The organism is Lysobacter yangpyeongensis (assembly GCF_042655745.1).
In the GTDB taxonomy this organism is placed as follows: Bacteria; Pseudomonadota; Gammaproteobacteria; order Xanthomonadales; family Xanthomonadaceae; genus Agrilutibacter; species Agrilutibacter yangpyeongensis.
Genome location: NZ_JBHSNM010000003.1, coordinates 284,790 through 298,963 on the forward strand (window position 1 = coordinate 284,790; position 14,174 = coordinate 298,963).

Consider the following 14,174-nt stretch of genomic DNA (forward strand, 5'->3'; position numbering starts at 1 on the left):
AGAACTTCATCACACCCGTTCGGGTGCCCCGTGGATGAACGAACCGATGAACGAAACCGCGCTGCGCAAGCTCACCGACGCCTGGCCGGGCGTCGAGGCGGGGATCAAGTGGGAGGACGACCTGGTCTTCACGGTCGCCGGCAAGATGTTCTGCGTGACCTGCATCCGCGGCGCGCACAAGGGCTCGATCAGCTTCAAGGTCGAGGACGAGCGCTTCCTCGAATTCACGGGGCGTCCGGGCTTCATCCCCGCGCCGTATCTGGCGCGCGCGCACTGGGTCCAGATCGCCTCGGCCAGGCCGTTGCCCGCGGCGGAACTGCGCGCGCTGATCCGGCGCAGCTACGAACTGGTGCGGGCGAAGCTGCCGAAGAAGACGCAGCGTGAACTCGCCGACTGACGTGGGCGAGGCCACGGACGCCGCGTCGCCCGGCTTCGCCGAGGCGACGCGTTTCTGGCTGCTGCTGGGCTGCATCAGTTTCGGCGGGCCCGCAGGTCAGATCGCGATCATGCACAACGCCCTGGTCGACCAGCGCCGCTGGATCGACGAGGCCACGTTCCTGCGCGCACTGAACTTCTGCATGTTGTTGCCGGGGCCGGAAGCCACGCAGCTGGCCGCGTGGCTGGGCTGGCGGCTGCACGGCCTGCGCGGCGGCATCGTCGCGGGCGTCGCGTTCGTGTTGCCGGCGGCGGTGCTGATGGTGCTCCTGAGCTGGGCGTACCTGCATTGGGCAACGTTGCCGGTGATGAGCGGCGTGGTGTTCGGCCTGCAGGCGGCCGTGCTGGGCATCGTCGTGCATGCCGTGCAGCGGATCGGCGGCCGCGTGCTGAAGACACCGCTGGGCATTGCGCTCGCTGCGGTCGCGCTGCTGTCGATGGGCCTGCTGCACGTGCCGTTCCCGTGGCTGCTCGCCGGAGCGGCAGCGGTCGGATGGTGGGCATGGCGCCGGCGACCGCACTGGCTGCCGGGCGTCGACACGCGCGAAGCACGACACGCGCCGCTGCCAGCCGCGATCCGCTGGCGCGCCGTGCGCATCGGGATGGCCTGCCTGCTGCTGTGGTGGCTGCCGATCCTTGTCCTGGGTGCGTGGCTGGGACGCGACAGCACCGCGTTCGCGATGGGCGTGTTCTTCAGCAAGGCCTCGCTGCTCACCCTGGGCGGCGCCTATGCCGTGCTGCCTTACGTCGCGACGCACGCGGTGGACGTGCAGGGCTGGCTGACGCCGGCACAGATGATGACGGGCCTGGGCCTGGCCGAGACCACGCCCGGTCCGTTGATCCTGGTGCTGGAATTCGTGGGTTTCACCGGTGCGTGGCAGCATCCCGACCTCGCCGGTCCGATGGCATCGGGCGTGTTGGGCGCCGCGGTCGCCGTATGGGCGACGTTCCTGCCGAGTTTCCTGTTCGTGCTCACCGCCGCGCCGTGGATCGAGCGCATCGGCCGCTGGCCGCGTGCGAACGCGATGCTGATGGCCGTGAGTGCGACAGTGGTCGGCGTGATCGCGCACCTCGCCCTGTGGTTCGGCTGGCGCCTGCTGTCGGCGCAGGACTGGCGATCGGCGCTGCTGGCGCTGGCGATGGCGGCGCTGGTGTACGTGGGACTCGCACGCTGGCGCTGGCCGGTGGTCGCGACCGTTCCCCTGGCGGGACTCGTCGGCGCGATCGCGCAGGCGCTGCTGCCCGTGGTGGCGTGAAGCCAGGAGCCGGGACGCCTTCGGCCCGATGCTAGAATCCCGCCGCTTTTTCCGCGCCAACCATGCGGAAGCGAACACGACAAAGGAACGATGCATGGCCGGTGGTGGTGACTCGACCCGCGCGATCTTCTTCGCCCTGGGCGCCAATTTCGCGATCGCGGTGTCGAAGGGCGTCGCGGCGTTCTTCACCGGGTCCAGCGCCATGCTCGCCGAAACCGTGCATTCGCTGGCCGACTGCGGCAACCAGCTGCTGCTCCTGCTTGGCATGCGCCAGGCCAGGCGCCCGCCGTCGCCCGACTATCCGCTGGGCTACGGCAAGGCGATCTACTTCTGGTCGTTCCTGGTCGCGCTGATGCTCTTCAGCGTCGGCGGCATGTTCTCGTTGTACGAAGGCATCCACAAACTCCAGCATCCCGAGCCGCTGCAGCAGTGGTGGTGGGCGGTGGGCGTGCTCGTGTTCGGCATCGTCGCCGAAGGCACCTCGATGCGCGCCTGCCTGCAGGAAGTGAACAAGGCGCGTGGCGCGCGCTCGCTGTGGCAATGGTTCCGGCAGAGCCGCCAGGCCGAACTGGTAGTGATCTTCGGCGAGGATCTCGCCGCGCTGCTGGGCCTGGTGTTCGCGCTGGCCGCGGTGGGCCTGTCGGTGGTCACCGGCAATCCGCTGTGGGATGCGATCGGCACGATCGCCATCGGCGCGTTGCTGGTCATCGTCGCGGTGTTCGTCGCCATCGAGGTGAAGGCGATGCTGATCGGCCAGAGCGTCGATCCCGAGCGCGAGAAGGAAATGCGCGCCTTCATCGAAGCACGCGAGGAAGTCGGCCGCGTCATCAGCCTGATCACGCTGCAGCTGGGCAGCGAGGTGATGGTGGCGGTGCAGGCTGAGATGAGCGAGCGGCAGACCACGCATCACCTGGCCGAAGAGATCAACCGCGTCGAACGCGCGTTCAAGGCGCAGTTCCCCGAGGTGCGCTGGAGCTTCTTCGAGCCGGATCTGAAGCCGCATTTGTGAGGCCGGTCGCCCGTCATGGGCGGCCCGACGGAAAAATGCCGGCCCTCAGGGCGGCGCGCGCAGCCATTCCAGGTGCGATTGCGGCTTGCGTTCGCCCAGGGCCGCGGCGAGCGCGTGCAGCGCCGGCGCGAGTTTTTCGTCGAGTTGGAACGGCGCATTGAGGATCAGCAGGCCGCTGCCGTTCATGTGCAGCGGCGAATCGTCCGGGCGCACCAGCAGTTCCGCCACCAGCGCGGATTTCGCCGGCAACGCGGCCGCACGGCGATAGAAGGGCTGCAGGTGGCGGCGCAGCTTGATCGGATACCACAACGCGTAACAGCCCTGCGGCCAGCGGCCGAGCGCCTCGCGCAGGGCGTGGATCGCCGCGTCGAACTCTTCCAGCTGTGCCTCGTACGGCGGATCGATCAGCACCAGGCCGCGGCCGAAGCGGGTTTCGCCCAGGCGCGGCGGCAGCAGCGCCTTCATCGCCGCATAGCCGTCGCGCTCGTGCACGGCCACGCGCGTATCGCCGGCGAAGTTCGCCTTCAGTTGCGCGGCTTCCTCGGGGTGCAGTTCGCAGGCGGCGATGCGGTCGTCCGCGCGCAGGGCATGCGCCAGCAGCCAGGGCGAACCGGGGTAGGCGGTGCGGCCATGTTCGTTGCGACAGGCGCGCACCGCCTGCAGGTAGCGCTGCACCAGCGGATTGCCGGGCGCTTCGGCGAGCAGGCGGCCGATGCCGCCCTCGGCCTCGCCGGTGCGCTGCGCCGAGTTGCAGTCCAGCGCGTACAGCCCGCGACCGGCGTGCGTGTCGAGCGCGAACACCGGCGTCGGCTTGGCGATCAGCGCGTCGCAGATCGCCAGCACGGCGACGTGCTTGAGCACATCGGCATGGTTGCCGGCGTGGAAGGCGTGGCGGTAGTTCATTGAAGGCCGGGATTCGGGTTTGGGGATTCGGGATTGGCAAGCATAGGCGTACGGCACCCGTAATGCCCGCCATGCGGTAGCTTTATCGAATCCCGTATCTCCAATCCCCAATCCCGCCTCTCATGCGCATCCTGCTCGTCGAAGACGAACCCGCCATCGCCGAAACCGTGCTCTATGCGCTGCGCAGCGAGGGTTTCGAGGCGGCGCACTGCCTGACCGGCGGCGAGGCCCTGCACGTTGCGCGCGAGGGCGCGTTCGACCTGGCGATACTCGACGTGGGCCTGCCCGACATCGGCGGTTTCGCGCTGTGCCGCGAACTACGCCGCGGCCGCGACCTGCCGGTGATCTTCCTCACCGCGCACGACGCCGAGGCCGAGCGGATCCTCGGCCTGGAGATCGGCGCCGACGATTACGTCACCAAGCCCTTCTCCCCGCGCGAACTGGTGGCGCGCGTGCGCGTGGTGCTGCGTCGCGGGCATGCGAATGCGGTGCCGGCAGTGGCCGGCTTCGAACACGATGCCGAAGGCCACCGCATCCGCTATCGCGGCCGCACGCTCGACCTGACCCGCTACGAATACGGCCTGCTCGCCGCGCTGCTGCAGCGGCCTGGCGCGGTGCTGAGCCGCACGCAGCTGATGGATCGCGTGTGGGGCGATGCGCTGGACAGCGGCGATCGCACCATCGACACCCACATCAAGACGCTGCGCGCGAAGCTTCGCGCCATCGACGCGGAGGTGGATCCGATCCGCACGCACCGCGGCCTGGGCTATTCGCTCGAATCCTCCTGAGCACCGCATGAAAGTCGGCCTGCGCATCTTCCTCGGCTATTTCCTGATCGTCGCGCTGGCGGCGTTCCTGCTGATGCGCGTGTTCGTCGCGGAGGTGAAGCCCGGCGTGCGCCAGGCGATGGAGGACACCCTGGTCGACACGGCCAACGTGCTGGCCGAACTGGCGACGGCGGATTTCCTGTCCGGGCATATCGGCGACGGCGAGTTCGCCCGGCGCGTGCGCGCACTGCGTGGACGCCAGGTCGATGCCGACATCTGGGGCCTGCGCAAGCACGGCACGAGTTACCGCGTCTATGTCACCGACGCGCGCGGCATCGTCGTGTTCGACAGCGACGGCATCGCGGTGGGGCAGGACTACTCGCGCTGGAACGACGTGTACCTCACCCTGCGCGGACGCTATGGCGCGCGCTCGACGCCGAACGATCCCGGTGACGAACGCTCGTCGGTGATGTACGTGGCCGCGCCGCTGCACGACGCGCGCGGCCGCATCGTCGGCGTGCTGACCGTGGCCAAGCCGAACCGCGCCATCGCGCCGGTGATCGCGCGCAGCCAGGCGGTGGTGCTGCGTTGGGGCGTGTTGCTGCTGGGCATCGCGCTGCTGATCGGTCTCCTCGTCGCGTGGTGGCTGTCGCGGCAGCTGGGCGGGCTGCGTCGCTACGCGCACGCGGTCACCGCGGGCGAGCGGGCGACGCCGCCGAAGGCCGTGGGGGAGTTCGACGAGCTCGGCCGCGCGCTGGAGACCATGCGCAACCGGCTGGAAGGCAAGCAGTACGTCGAGCAGTACGTGCACACGCTGACCCACGAGATGAAGAGTCCGCTCGCCGCGATCCGCGGCAGCGCGGAACTGCTCGAGGAGTCCGGCGGACAGGCCATGGACACGGCGGATCGCGCCCGTTTCGCCGCCAGCATCCGCATGCAGAGCGATCGTCTGGCGCAGATGATCGACAAGCTGCTGGCGCTGGCCGCGGTGGAGCATCGCCAGCGCCTCGAGAACCGCGAGGCCATCGACGCCGGCGAATTGCTGCAGTCGGTGCGCGAACAGTGCGAGCCGCGACTGGCCCGCAATGGCCTGCGCCTGGACCTGGAGATCGCCGACGGCGTATCGCCGCTGCACGGCGATGCCTTCCTGCTGCGGCAGGCGCTGGTGAACCTGGTGGAGAACGCGGCGGACTTCTCGCCCGACGGCGCGTCGATCCGGCTGCGTGCGCAGCGCGATGCGACGGGTGTCCGCTTCGACGTGCTCGACGAAGGCCCGGGCGTCCCCGACTATGCGCTGGGGCGCGTGTTCGAGCGGTTCTATTCGTTGCCGCGGCCGGAAGGCGGCAGCCGCAGCAGCGGCCTGGGCCTGTGTTTCGTGGCCGAAGTGGCGGCGCTGCACGGCGGCACAGCCACGCTCGCCAATCGTGCGGAACACGGCGCCCGGGCCACGCTGATGGTGGCGTCGTCCTGACCCGACTTCACCGTCGCTTCACCGATGCGCCATCGTGCGCGCACGCATTGGTCCCACCCTGCAGGCCTCGCCCTGCCGGAGGAAACCATGCGTCTGTTGCTCAAATTGCTGTTTGTCGGTGCGATGACCATCGCGATCATGATCCCGCTGCTGATGATCCGCGGCACGATCAGCGAGCGGCAGTTCTATCGCAACCAGGCCGTCGCCAACATCGCGCGCAGTTCGGCCGGGGCCCAGGCCTTTTCCGGCCCCGTGCTCGTCGTGCCTTACGTCGAAACCGTCGAAGTCGAGGAGAAGAACGACAAGGGGGAGGTGATCCGCAAGGTGAAGCGCGACGGCGCCTCCGGCCAGTGGACCTTCTTCCCCGACCGCCTCGACGTGCGCGGCAAGCTGCTGCCGGACACGCGGCGCCTCGGCCTGCACGAGGTGCGCGTGTACGAACTGCAGGCGCTCGCGCAGGCCGGCTTCGACGTGCGCATTCCCGCCGACGAGAACCCGGAATTGCCGCGCAGGATCGGCCGACCGTGGCTCAGCTACGGCATCGCCGACGTACGCGGCCTGGCGGGCACCCCGCAGCTGCGCGTCGACAGACGCGAGCTGACGCTGGAAGAAGGCTTCGGTAGCCGCGAAGGCGGCGGCGTGCACGTGCGTCTGCCCGCACCGGTGGCGGGTGCGGCGTTGAAGCTCGACACCCGCCTGGACATCAAGCTCGCCGGCACCGAGTCGCTGGCGATGGTGCCGCTGGCGCGCAGCAACACCTTCCGGCTCGAATCGTCCTGGCCGCATCCGCGCTTCGGCGGCGACTTCCTGCCGCGGCAGCCGGGAGTGAGCGACAAGGGCTTCACCGCGCAGTGGGAGGTGTCGTCGCTGGCGTCGAACGCGCAGGCGCAGTTTCTGGCCGGCAAGACCCTGCCGTCGCTGGAGTCCATGCGTGGTTCCGGCCGCGACGGCAACGACAACGGTCCCGCGTTCGACACCAGCGGCATCGACGCCGTGGGCGTCGCTCTGGTCGATCCGGTGAACGTCTATTCGCAGGCCGATCGCGCGAGCAAGTACGGGTTGCTGTTCGTGGTGCTCACCTTCGTCGGCTTCTTCATGTTCGAGCTGATCAAGCAGCTGCCGATCCACCCGGTGCAGTACGGCCTGGTCGGACTCGCGCTGGCGATCTTCTTCCTGCTGCTGGTCAGCCTGAGCGAGCACATCGCGTTCCACCGGGCCTACCTGGTCGCCAGCGTGGCCTGCATCGGCCTGCTCGGTTTCTACCTCAGCGCGGTGCTGCGCAGCGCCGCACGCGGCCTGGGGTTCGCGGCGATGCTGGCGACGCTGTATGCGGCGCTCTACGGCCTGCTGGTGTCGGAAGACAACGCGCTGGTGCTGGGATCGGGCCTGCTGTTCGTCATCCTCGCGGTAATCATGGTGGTGACGCGCAAGGTGGACTGGTATCGCGCCGCTTCGGCACTCGCTCGCCCGTAAGCATCAACACGCCGCAGCGCGCCGGGAACATCGGCGCGCTTGCGGCGGGTCGCCAAAGGTGCGTCGCTGGCAGTTGCAAGGCGGGTGAGACGGGAGTGCCCGCTCACCCCATCAAAGTGCAGGGACCTTGATTCAGAGCGCCGCGCTGCGCGGCGACGCCGCGGTGAGCTGCGGCCAGCGCCGCAGTACCGATGCGCGGATGCCGGCGGCATCGAGACCGGCTTCGGCGAGCAGTTGTTCACGGCTGGCATGGTGCTGGAAGGCATCGGGCAGGCCCAGGTGCAGCACGGGCAGGACGATGCCTTCGGCGGCCAGCAGTTCGGCCACGCCCGAGCCGGCGCCGCCCGCGATCACGTTGTCCTCGAGCGTGACGAAGCCGTCGTGGTTCTTCGCCAGTTCGAGGACCAGATCGCGATCCAGCGGCTTCACGAAACGCATGTTGACCACGCTGAGGCCCAGTTCCTCGCCTACGGTCATCGCCGCGGGCACGATCGCACCGAAGGCGAGCAGCGCGATGCGTGACCCATGGCGACGGATTTCCGCTTTGCCGATCGGCAACGTATCGAGCGTCGGCTGCACCGCGACGCCGGGACCGGTGCCGCGCGGATAGCGCACCGCGGCCGGGCCTTCGTAGCGATGGCCGGTGGAGAGCATCTGCCGGCATTCGTTCTCGTCGGCCGGCGCCATCACCACCATGTTCGGCACGCAGCGCAGGTAGGACAGGTCGAGGTTGCCGGCGTGCGTTGCGCCGTCAGGGCCGACCACGCCGCCGCGATCGATCGCGAACAGCACGTCGAGGTCCTGGATCGCCACGTCGTGCACGAGCTGGTCGTAGCCGCGCTGCAGGAAGGTCGAGTAGATCGCGACCACGGGCTTGGCGCCTTCGCAGGCCATGCCGGCGGCGAGCGTGACCGCATGCTGCTCGGCGATGGCGACGTCGAAGTAGCGCTGCGGATATTCCTTGCTGAAACGCACCAGGCCCGAGCCTTCGCGCATCGCCGGCGTGATGCCCATCAGCTTCGGGTCGGCGGCGGCCATGTCGCACAGCCAGTCGCCGAAGACGTCGGTGTAGGTGGGCTTCTTCGCGCCGGGCTTGGCGACCAGGCCCTTGCTCGGATCGAACGGACCGACCGCGTGGTAGCCGATCTGATCGCCTTCGGCCAGTTCGTAGCCCTTGCCCTTGGTGGTGATGATGTGGAGCAGCTGCGGGCCCTTGAGGGTCTTGAGCGTCTTCAGCGCGGCGAGCAACGCGTCGATGTCGTGGCCGTCGATCGGACCGGTGTAGTGGAAGCCCATTTCCTCGAACAGCGTGGACGGCACGAACATGCCCTTCCAGTGCTCTTCCCAGCGCTTGACGAAGCGCGCGGGCTTGCCGTGCTTGTCGCCGAGCAGCTTCTTGCCGCCTTCGCGGATCGCGTTGAGCGTGCGGCTGCCGGTCATGCGGCCGAGCATCTTGGTCAGGCCGCCGACGTTCTCCGAAATCGACATCTGGTTGTCGTTGAGGATCACCAGCAGGTTCGGTTCGGGCTCCATGCCGCCGGCGTGCATCAGCGCCTCGAAGGCCATGCCCCCGGTCATCGCGCCGTCGCCGATCACCGCGATGACCTTGCGCTCGTCGCCCGCGCGCTGCAGCGCCACGGCCATGCCCAGCGCCGCGGAAATCGAGGTGGAGGAATGGCCGACGCCGAAGGTGTCGTATTCGGACTCCTCGCGCTTGGGGAACGGCGCGATGCCGTCCTTCTGCTTGACCGTGTGGATGGCGTCGCGGCGGCCGGTGAGGATCTTGTGCGGATAGCACTGGTGGCCGACGTCCCAGACGATGCGGTCGACCGGCGTGTCGTACAGCCAGTGCAGGACGGTGGTCAGCTCGATCACGCCCAGGCCGGCGCCGAAATGCCCGCCCACCATGGCCACCTGCTCGATCAGGTAGGCCCGCAGCTCGTCGGCGACGGCGCGCAGGTCGTCTTCCGGGACCTGGCGCAGGTCCGCGGGGACCTGGATGCGGGAAAGGAGCGGGTAACGCTGCGGATCGATCATGGGAATGGCGGGCAAGCGAAGGGGGACGGGCTCGCAACCGGCCCGTTGCCGTGCATTGGCGGGCCGCGCGTGCGGCGTTGCTTACCGGATCGCCGGAGTTTCGGCGGGCGGGGGCAACGGCAAGTCCGTCATTGTCCCGCCCGGGGCCCCGCGCGACAACCGACGGCGCGAAGCCGGGTCGGCGCGCGGCGCGGGTGTGTGTGGATCAGCGACCGCGCAGGCGACCGAACAGGCCGCCGCTCTTCTGCGGTTCCGGTTCGGGTTCGGGCTCGCGGTACGGCTCGGCGTACCCGGTGGCGAGATTCGCGTTGACGAAATCGGCGACTTCCGGCACCGGCACGCCGCACGCGGTGCTGACTTCATCCAGCGTCGCTGGGCCCTTCATCATCGCGGTGGCGATGCGGAAGTGCTTGGGGAACTCGCGCTCGGTCTGCGGCCACTTGAGCAGGCGGTACTGTGCGCCGGGATCGAAGCCCGGCATCAGCTTGCCCTTGCCGGCCTGCAGTGCGCAGAACCACAGCAGGCGCGCCAGCGGCTGGGCCTGGCCGTGCATGGTCGACTCGCTGTTCCAGGTGGCGGCATCGACCGGGGTGAAATCGCCGGCCTTGAGCACGGCTTCCACGTGCGGCGCCAGCGGCTTCAGCGTCGCGGGGCCGAAATACTGGTGCTGGTCGAGGTCGAGCAACACGCTGGTGCCGGCGCGCTCCAGGCGCACGCGCCCGCTCAGTTGTCCGGGCGCGAGCCAGTCGATCAGTGTGCGTTCCTGCGGAACCTCGGGGGTGGGGCGCGGCGGGGCCGCCGGCGCTTCGACCACCGGCGCGGTCGCGCTCGGTGCCGGCGGGGCTGCGCTGGGTGCCTCGACGGGACGGGCGGGCGGCGCGGCCGGGGTTTCCAGGGTCGCGGACACGGCCGCCGACGGGCGCTGGTCGGGGGCGGCGGCTTCCTCGTTGACCGGCTTGGCGATCTCTTCGGGCAGCTGGTGTTCCGGCGCCGGGGCAGGCGTCACGCCGTGCGGGGCGCCGTCGGACGGTGCGATCTGCTGCAGCAGCTCGGCGACGGATTCGGCGCTGAAGGGCTTGCCCAGGCGGAAGTCGGTCTGTGCGCGCGGGGCCGAGGTCAGGCCGATCACGACCTTGCCTGCACCGTGCAGGCGCAGCCAGCTCATCGGACCGTACATGCTGTCCATGTCGACGACGACGTGGCTGGCATCCTGCTCGGACACCAGCGGCCACTTGCCGCCCAGGCGCATGCTCGCTTCGGCGAAGGCGGATTTCAAAGCGGTTTCGGTAGCGGCATCCATGCCGGTAAGGCCGAAAGTCGGGAGCATGTTCCGGTCCGTTCTGGTGAATGACAGTCGGCGAGTGTTGCGCGCAGGCCATGGGCCGTCAACGCGCGGTGAACGTCAGCTTGTGACGCGAGCCGTTCAGATGAGACCCGGATCACGCGCGTGCCGCGTGCCGGACGCCTGCCGGGCAGGGGTTACTGGACCGCCAGTTCCGGTCGTGCGCGCTTGGGCAACTGCGCCTTAAGGAAGGCCATCTGGTCGGCCAGGATGTTGCGGTTGCTCAGGATCAGGTGCTCGACCCAGCTCGGCCGGTACGGCACCGCCAGCAGCGGCATGCCCGCCTGCTGCGGGGTGCGGTTGCCCTTGCGCGAATTGCACTGGAAGCATGCCGCGACGACGTTCTCCCAGACATCGCGACCGCCCTTGGAGACCGGCAGCACGTGATCACGGGTCAGCTGCGGGCGGCAGAAGTCATGGCCGCAGTACATGCACAGGTAGGCATCGCGCGCGAACAGCGCGGCATTGGTGAGCGCCGGCGTCGGATCGAGCGCATGTGCGCGCGCATGGCCGCGCGCGGCGACGATGGGATGCAGTTCGATGAGGCTCTGCGAACCGGTCCGGCGACAGGTGCCGCCATGCACCTGCAGGCAGGGATCGCCGAGCGTCCACGCCACTGCGCCACGGGCATACAGGCACGCCGCGTCCTGCCAGCTCATCCAGTCGAGCACGCGGCCGTAGGCATCCAGGGAAAGCAAACGGACCGCATTGAGGCGGTCCGTCGGGGTGCGGGCAGCAACAATTTCAGGCGTCGAATGGAGCGCCGGATCGCGCGCGAGCATGTCGGCGGCGCGGGTGCCGGTGCGGACAAGCCTCAGTCTGGCTCTGTCGGTCTCCATCGGGAAACCAGCTTATACGCCTATGTTTACGTTTTGTGTACCTGCCCGCGGGGAGCCGGCCGATCCGCTCGCCCGGCGGGTCACGTGAACAGGCGGCCTCACGCGTCGAAGGCCGCCTCGTCCAGCGCCGTCAGCGTGACGGCCGCGCTCGAAATTGCCGCGGCGTGCGTCAGCGTGCGCGGCAGGATGCGCGCGAAATAGAAGCGCGCGGTTTCCAGTTTGGCCTGGCGGAACGCCTCCGTTTGCGTGGACGCCTGCGCCGCGGCGGCACTGCGCGCCCAGCAGTAGGCGAGCGCGACGTAGCCCGAGTACATCAGGTAGTCGTAGGACGCGGCGCCGATCTCTTCCGGGTTCGTCGCCGCGCGCTGGCCGATCTGCAGCGTCATCTGCTGCCACTGCGCGACCTTCTCTCGCAGCGGTCCGATGAATTCCGCCGCCGCTTCGCTGCCGGGCTGCGTGCCCGCGGTGCAGGCATCGCAGAAGCGGGTGATCAGGCCGAGGAACTGCTTCAGGCCGGCCCCCTGCAACTGCATGACCTTGCGGCCGAGCAGGTCCAGCGCCTGGATGCCGGTGGTCCCTTCGTACAGGGTGGTGATGCGCGCGTCGCGGGCGAGTTGCTCCATGCCGTGCTCGGCGATGTAGCCGTGGCCGCCGAAGCATTGCAGTGCGTGGTAGGTGCACTCCACGCCCCACTCGGTGAGGCAGGCCTTCACGATCGGGGTGAGGAAGCCGACCAGCGCATCGGCCTGCTGGCGTTCTTCTTCCGTCGGTGCGCGCTCGGCAATGTCGACCTGCAATCCGGCGAAGTAGCTCAGCGCACGGCCGCCTTCGACGAGCGCCTTGCAGGTGAGCAGCATGCGGCGCACGTCGGGCTGGACGATGATCGGATCGGCGGGCTTGTCGGGGAACTTCGCGCCCGACAGCGCGCGGCTTTGCAGGCGTTCGCGCGAGTAACGCAGTGCGTTCTGCCACGCGCGATCGGACAGGCCCAGGCCCTGCACGCCGACGCCGAGGCGTGCGGTGTTCATCATGGTGAACATCGCCATCAGGCCTTTGTTCGGCTGCCCGATCAGATAGCCCTGCGCGCCGTCGAAGTTCAGCACGCAGGTGGCCGAGCCGTGGATGCCCATCTTGTGCTCGATGCTGCCGCAGCGGACTGCATTGGCTTCGCCCAGCGTGCCGTCGCGGGCGACCTTGAACTTGGGCACGATGAACAACGAGATGCCCTTGCTGCCCGCGGGCGCATCGGGGAGTTTCGCCAGGACCAGGTGCACGATGTTGTCGGTCATGTCGTGCTCGCCGGCGGTGATGAAGATCTTCGTGCCGGTGATCGAATAGGTGCCGTCGTCGTTGGGCACCGCCTTCGTCTTGAGCAGGCCCAGATCGGTGCCGCAGTGCGGTTCGGTGAGGCACATCGTGCCGGTCCAGCGGCCGTCGACCAGCGGCTTGAGGAACACTTCGCGCTGCCAGTCCTCGCCGTGATGCAGCAGCGCATCGGTGGCGCCGTGCGAGAGCAGCGGAAAGTTGCCCCAGGCCAGGTTCGCCGCGTCGATCATTTCCTTGAGCGGCACGCCGGCGCTGTAGGGCAGGCCCTGGCCGCCGAATTCCACCGGCGACACCAGTCCGGTCCAGCCGCCTTCGACGAACTGCGCGTAGGCCTCGCGGAAGCCCGACGGCGTGGTGACCGCGCCGGTGGCCTTGTCGAAGGTGCAGCCGATGCGGTCGCCGGTTTCGTTGAGCGGCGCGAGCACGGTCTCGGTGAAGCGCGCGGCTTCGTCGAGCACGGCATCGAGCACGTCGCGGGTGGCATCGGCATGGCCGAGGCGCGCGTATTCCTCCGCGGCGCCAAGCAGATCGAACAGCACGAAGCGGATGTCGCCGAGCGGGGCTTTGTAGAGGCTCATGTCTGCAACCGATGGAAGCGGAAGGGCGGAGTACCGCGGCGGGTCGCGAAGCGGCTGCGCCGCAGTCTGCGTGCGTGCGCTAGAGCCGGGACTTCAAGCGCCGCGCGGCGTTGGCGATCGGGCGTCGTGCGGTGGGATCAGCGCAACACGCCGGGCAGGCCCGGGGCCGGGTTGAGCTGGCTGCTACGCTGGATGGTGAAGCTGCGCTGGCGCTTGTCGTCCGGGGTCGCGGTGATGTCGCCGCTGAGGGTGTAGCCCACGCTCCGTCCGGCGGCGAGCGCGTCGGCGACGGCCAGCTTGCCCGCGGCCTGCGGAGTGAACACCGCCGTGACGACATCCGCGGATTCCGGCCCGATCGACATCGCCGGTTGCGCGGTCACGTGGCCAGCTTCGTTGTCGCCGATTGCCAGGGCGAGGTCGACCGAATCGAAACGCATCGGGATGCTGCTGAAGTTTTCGATGCGCAGTTCGACGGCCCAGCGTCCGTCGGCGCGCACGGTGAGCTGCTGGATCAGGGCGGAAGGCTCGGAAACCCGGCGCACCGGGCCGTTCGCGCAGGCACCGAGCAACAGGACCAGTCCCGTCACCGCCATTGCGCGCATCCACTGTCCTGCCTTCATGCCGTCGCTCCGCCGTGTGGAGGAACGAGCATACAACGCACGCAAATAGATGAAGCCCGCCACTCCTGTAGCGGGCTTCGCGGGCCAGGGGATGGTCCGGCCCGTACTGCGTCCGCGC

The 14,174-nt window shown here is 68.9% G+C and carries 11 protein-coding genes and 1 pseudogene; 6 read left to right on the plus strand and 6 right to left on the minus strand.

The window, feature by feature from the left end; genetic code table 11:
* Positions 1-34: 34 nt before the first annotated feature.
* The 3 genes from ACFPN1_RS11720 (at position 35) to ACFPN1_RS11730 (ending at position 2,700) form a co-directional block, all read left to right on the plus strand.
* Positions 35-397 (plus strand): MmcQ/YjbR family DNA-binding protein, encoded by a 363-nt coding sequence (locus ACFPN1_RS11720; RefSeq protein WP_386755181.1) that lies wholly within the window; start codon positions 35-37, stop codon positions 395-397.
* On the plus strand, positions 381-1,691 hold the full coding sequence (chrA, locus tag ACFPN1_RS11725) for a chromate efflux transporter (RefSeq protein WP_386755182.1): 1,311 nt from the start codon (positions 381-383) through the stop codon (positions 1,689-1,691). The genes ACFPN1_RS11720 and chrA overlap by 17 nt, the downstream gene beginning before the upstream one ends.
* A gap of 94 nt (positions 1,692-1,785) precedes the next feature.
* Positions 1,786-2,700, plus strand: a complete 915-nt coding sequence (locus ACFPN1_RS11730) for a cation diffusion facilitator family transporter (protein ID WP_386755183.1) — start codon at positions 1,786-1,788, stop codon at positions 2,698-2,700.
* A gap of 45 nt (positions 2,701-2,745) precedes the next feature.
* On the opposite strand, the gene ACFPN1_RS11735 is transcribed toward ACFPN1_RS11730, so the two are convergent.
* Complete coding sequence (locus ACFPN1_RS11735; RefSeq protein WP_386755184.1) at positions 2,746-3,603, minus strand: 23S rRNA (adenine(2030)-N(6))-methyltransferase RlmJ; 858 nt, start codon at positions 3,601-3,603, stop codon at positions 2,746-2,748.
* 122 nt (positions 3,604-3,725) lie between these two features.
* On the opposite strand from ACFPN1_RS11735, the gene creB reads away from it, so the two are divergent.
* From creB to creD, 3 genes are all read left to right on the plus strand, one after another.
* Positions 3,726-4,391 (plus strand): two-component system response regulator CreB, encoded by a 666-nt coding sequence (creB, locus tag ACFPN1_RS11740; RefSeq protein ID WP_386755185.1) that lies wholly within the window; start codon positions 3,726-3,728, stop codon positions 4,389-4,391.
* Positions 4,392-4,398: 7 nt separating this feature from the next.
* A complete protein-coding gene (gene creC, locus ACFPN1_RS11745) occupies positions 4,399-5,841 on the plus strand; it encodes a two-component system sensor histidine kinase CreC (RefSeq protein ID WP_386755187.1) in 1,443 nt (480 codons plus the stop codon).
* An 87-nt stretch (positions 5,842-5,928) separates the two neighbouring features.
* On the plus strand, positions 5,929-7,314 hold the full coding sequence (gene creD, locus ACFPN1_RS11750; protein ID WP_386755188.1) for a cell envelope integrity protein CreD: 1,386 nt from the start codon (positions 5,929-5,931) through the stop codon (positions 7,312-7,314).
* 132 nt (positions 7,315-7,446) lie between these two features.
* Here the strand turns inward: creD and dxs are convergent, their stop codons facing one another.
* The 5 genes and pseudogenes from dxs to ACFPN1_RS11775 form a co-directional block, all read right to left on the minus strand.
* On the minus strand, positions 7,447-9,351 hold the full coding sequence (dxs, locus tag ACFPN1_RS11755; RefSeq protein WP_386755189.1) for a 1-deoxy-D-xylulose-5-phosphate synthase: 1,905 nt from the start codon (positions 9,349-9,351) through the stop codon (positions 7,447-7,449).
* Between the two features lie 205 nt (positions 9,352-9,556).
* Positions 9,557-10,678, minus strand: a complete 1,122-nt coding sequence (locus ACFPN1_RS11760; RefSeq protein ID WP_386755191.1) for a hypothetical protein — start codon at positions 10,676-10,678, stop codon at positions 9,557-9,559.
* A 152-nt stretch (positions 10,679-10,830) separates the two neighbouring features.
* A pseudogene (locus tag ACFPN1_RS11765) lies at positions 10,831-11,406 on the minus strand (HNH endonuclease); the annotation flags it as partial.
* Positions 11,407-11,630: 224 nt separating this feature from the next.
* Complete coding sequence (locus ACFPN1_RS11770; protein WP_386755192.1) at positions 11,631-13,436, minus strand: acyl-CoA dehydrogenase C-terminal domain-containing protein; 1,806 nt, start codon at positions 13,434-13,436, stop codon at positions 11,631-11,633.
* A gap of 137 nt (positions 13,437-13,573) precedes the next feature.
* Positions 13,574-14,038 carry an LEA/WHy family protein gene (locus ACFPN1_RS11775; RefSeq protein ID WP_386755261.1) on the minus strand — a complete coding sequence of 155 codons (465 nt, stop codon included), beginning with the start codon at positions 14,036-14,038 and terminating at the stop codon, positions 13,574-13,576.
* Positions 14,039-14,174 lie beyond the last annotated feature (136 nt).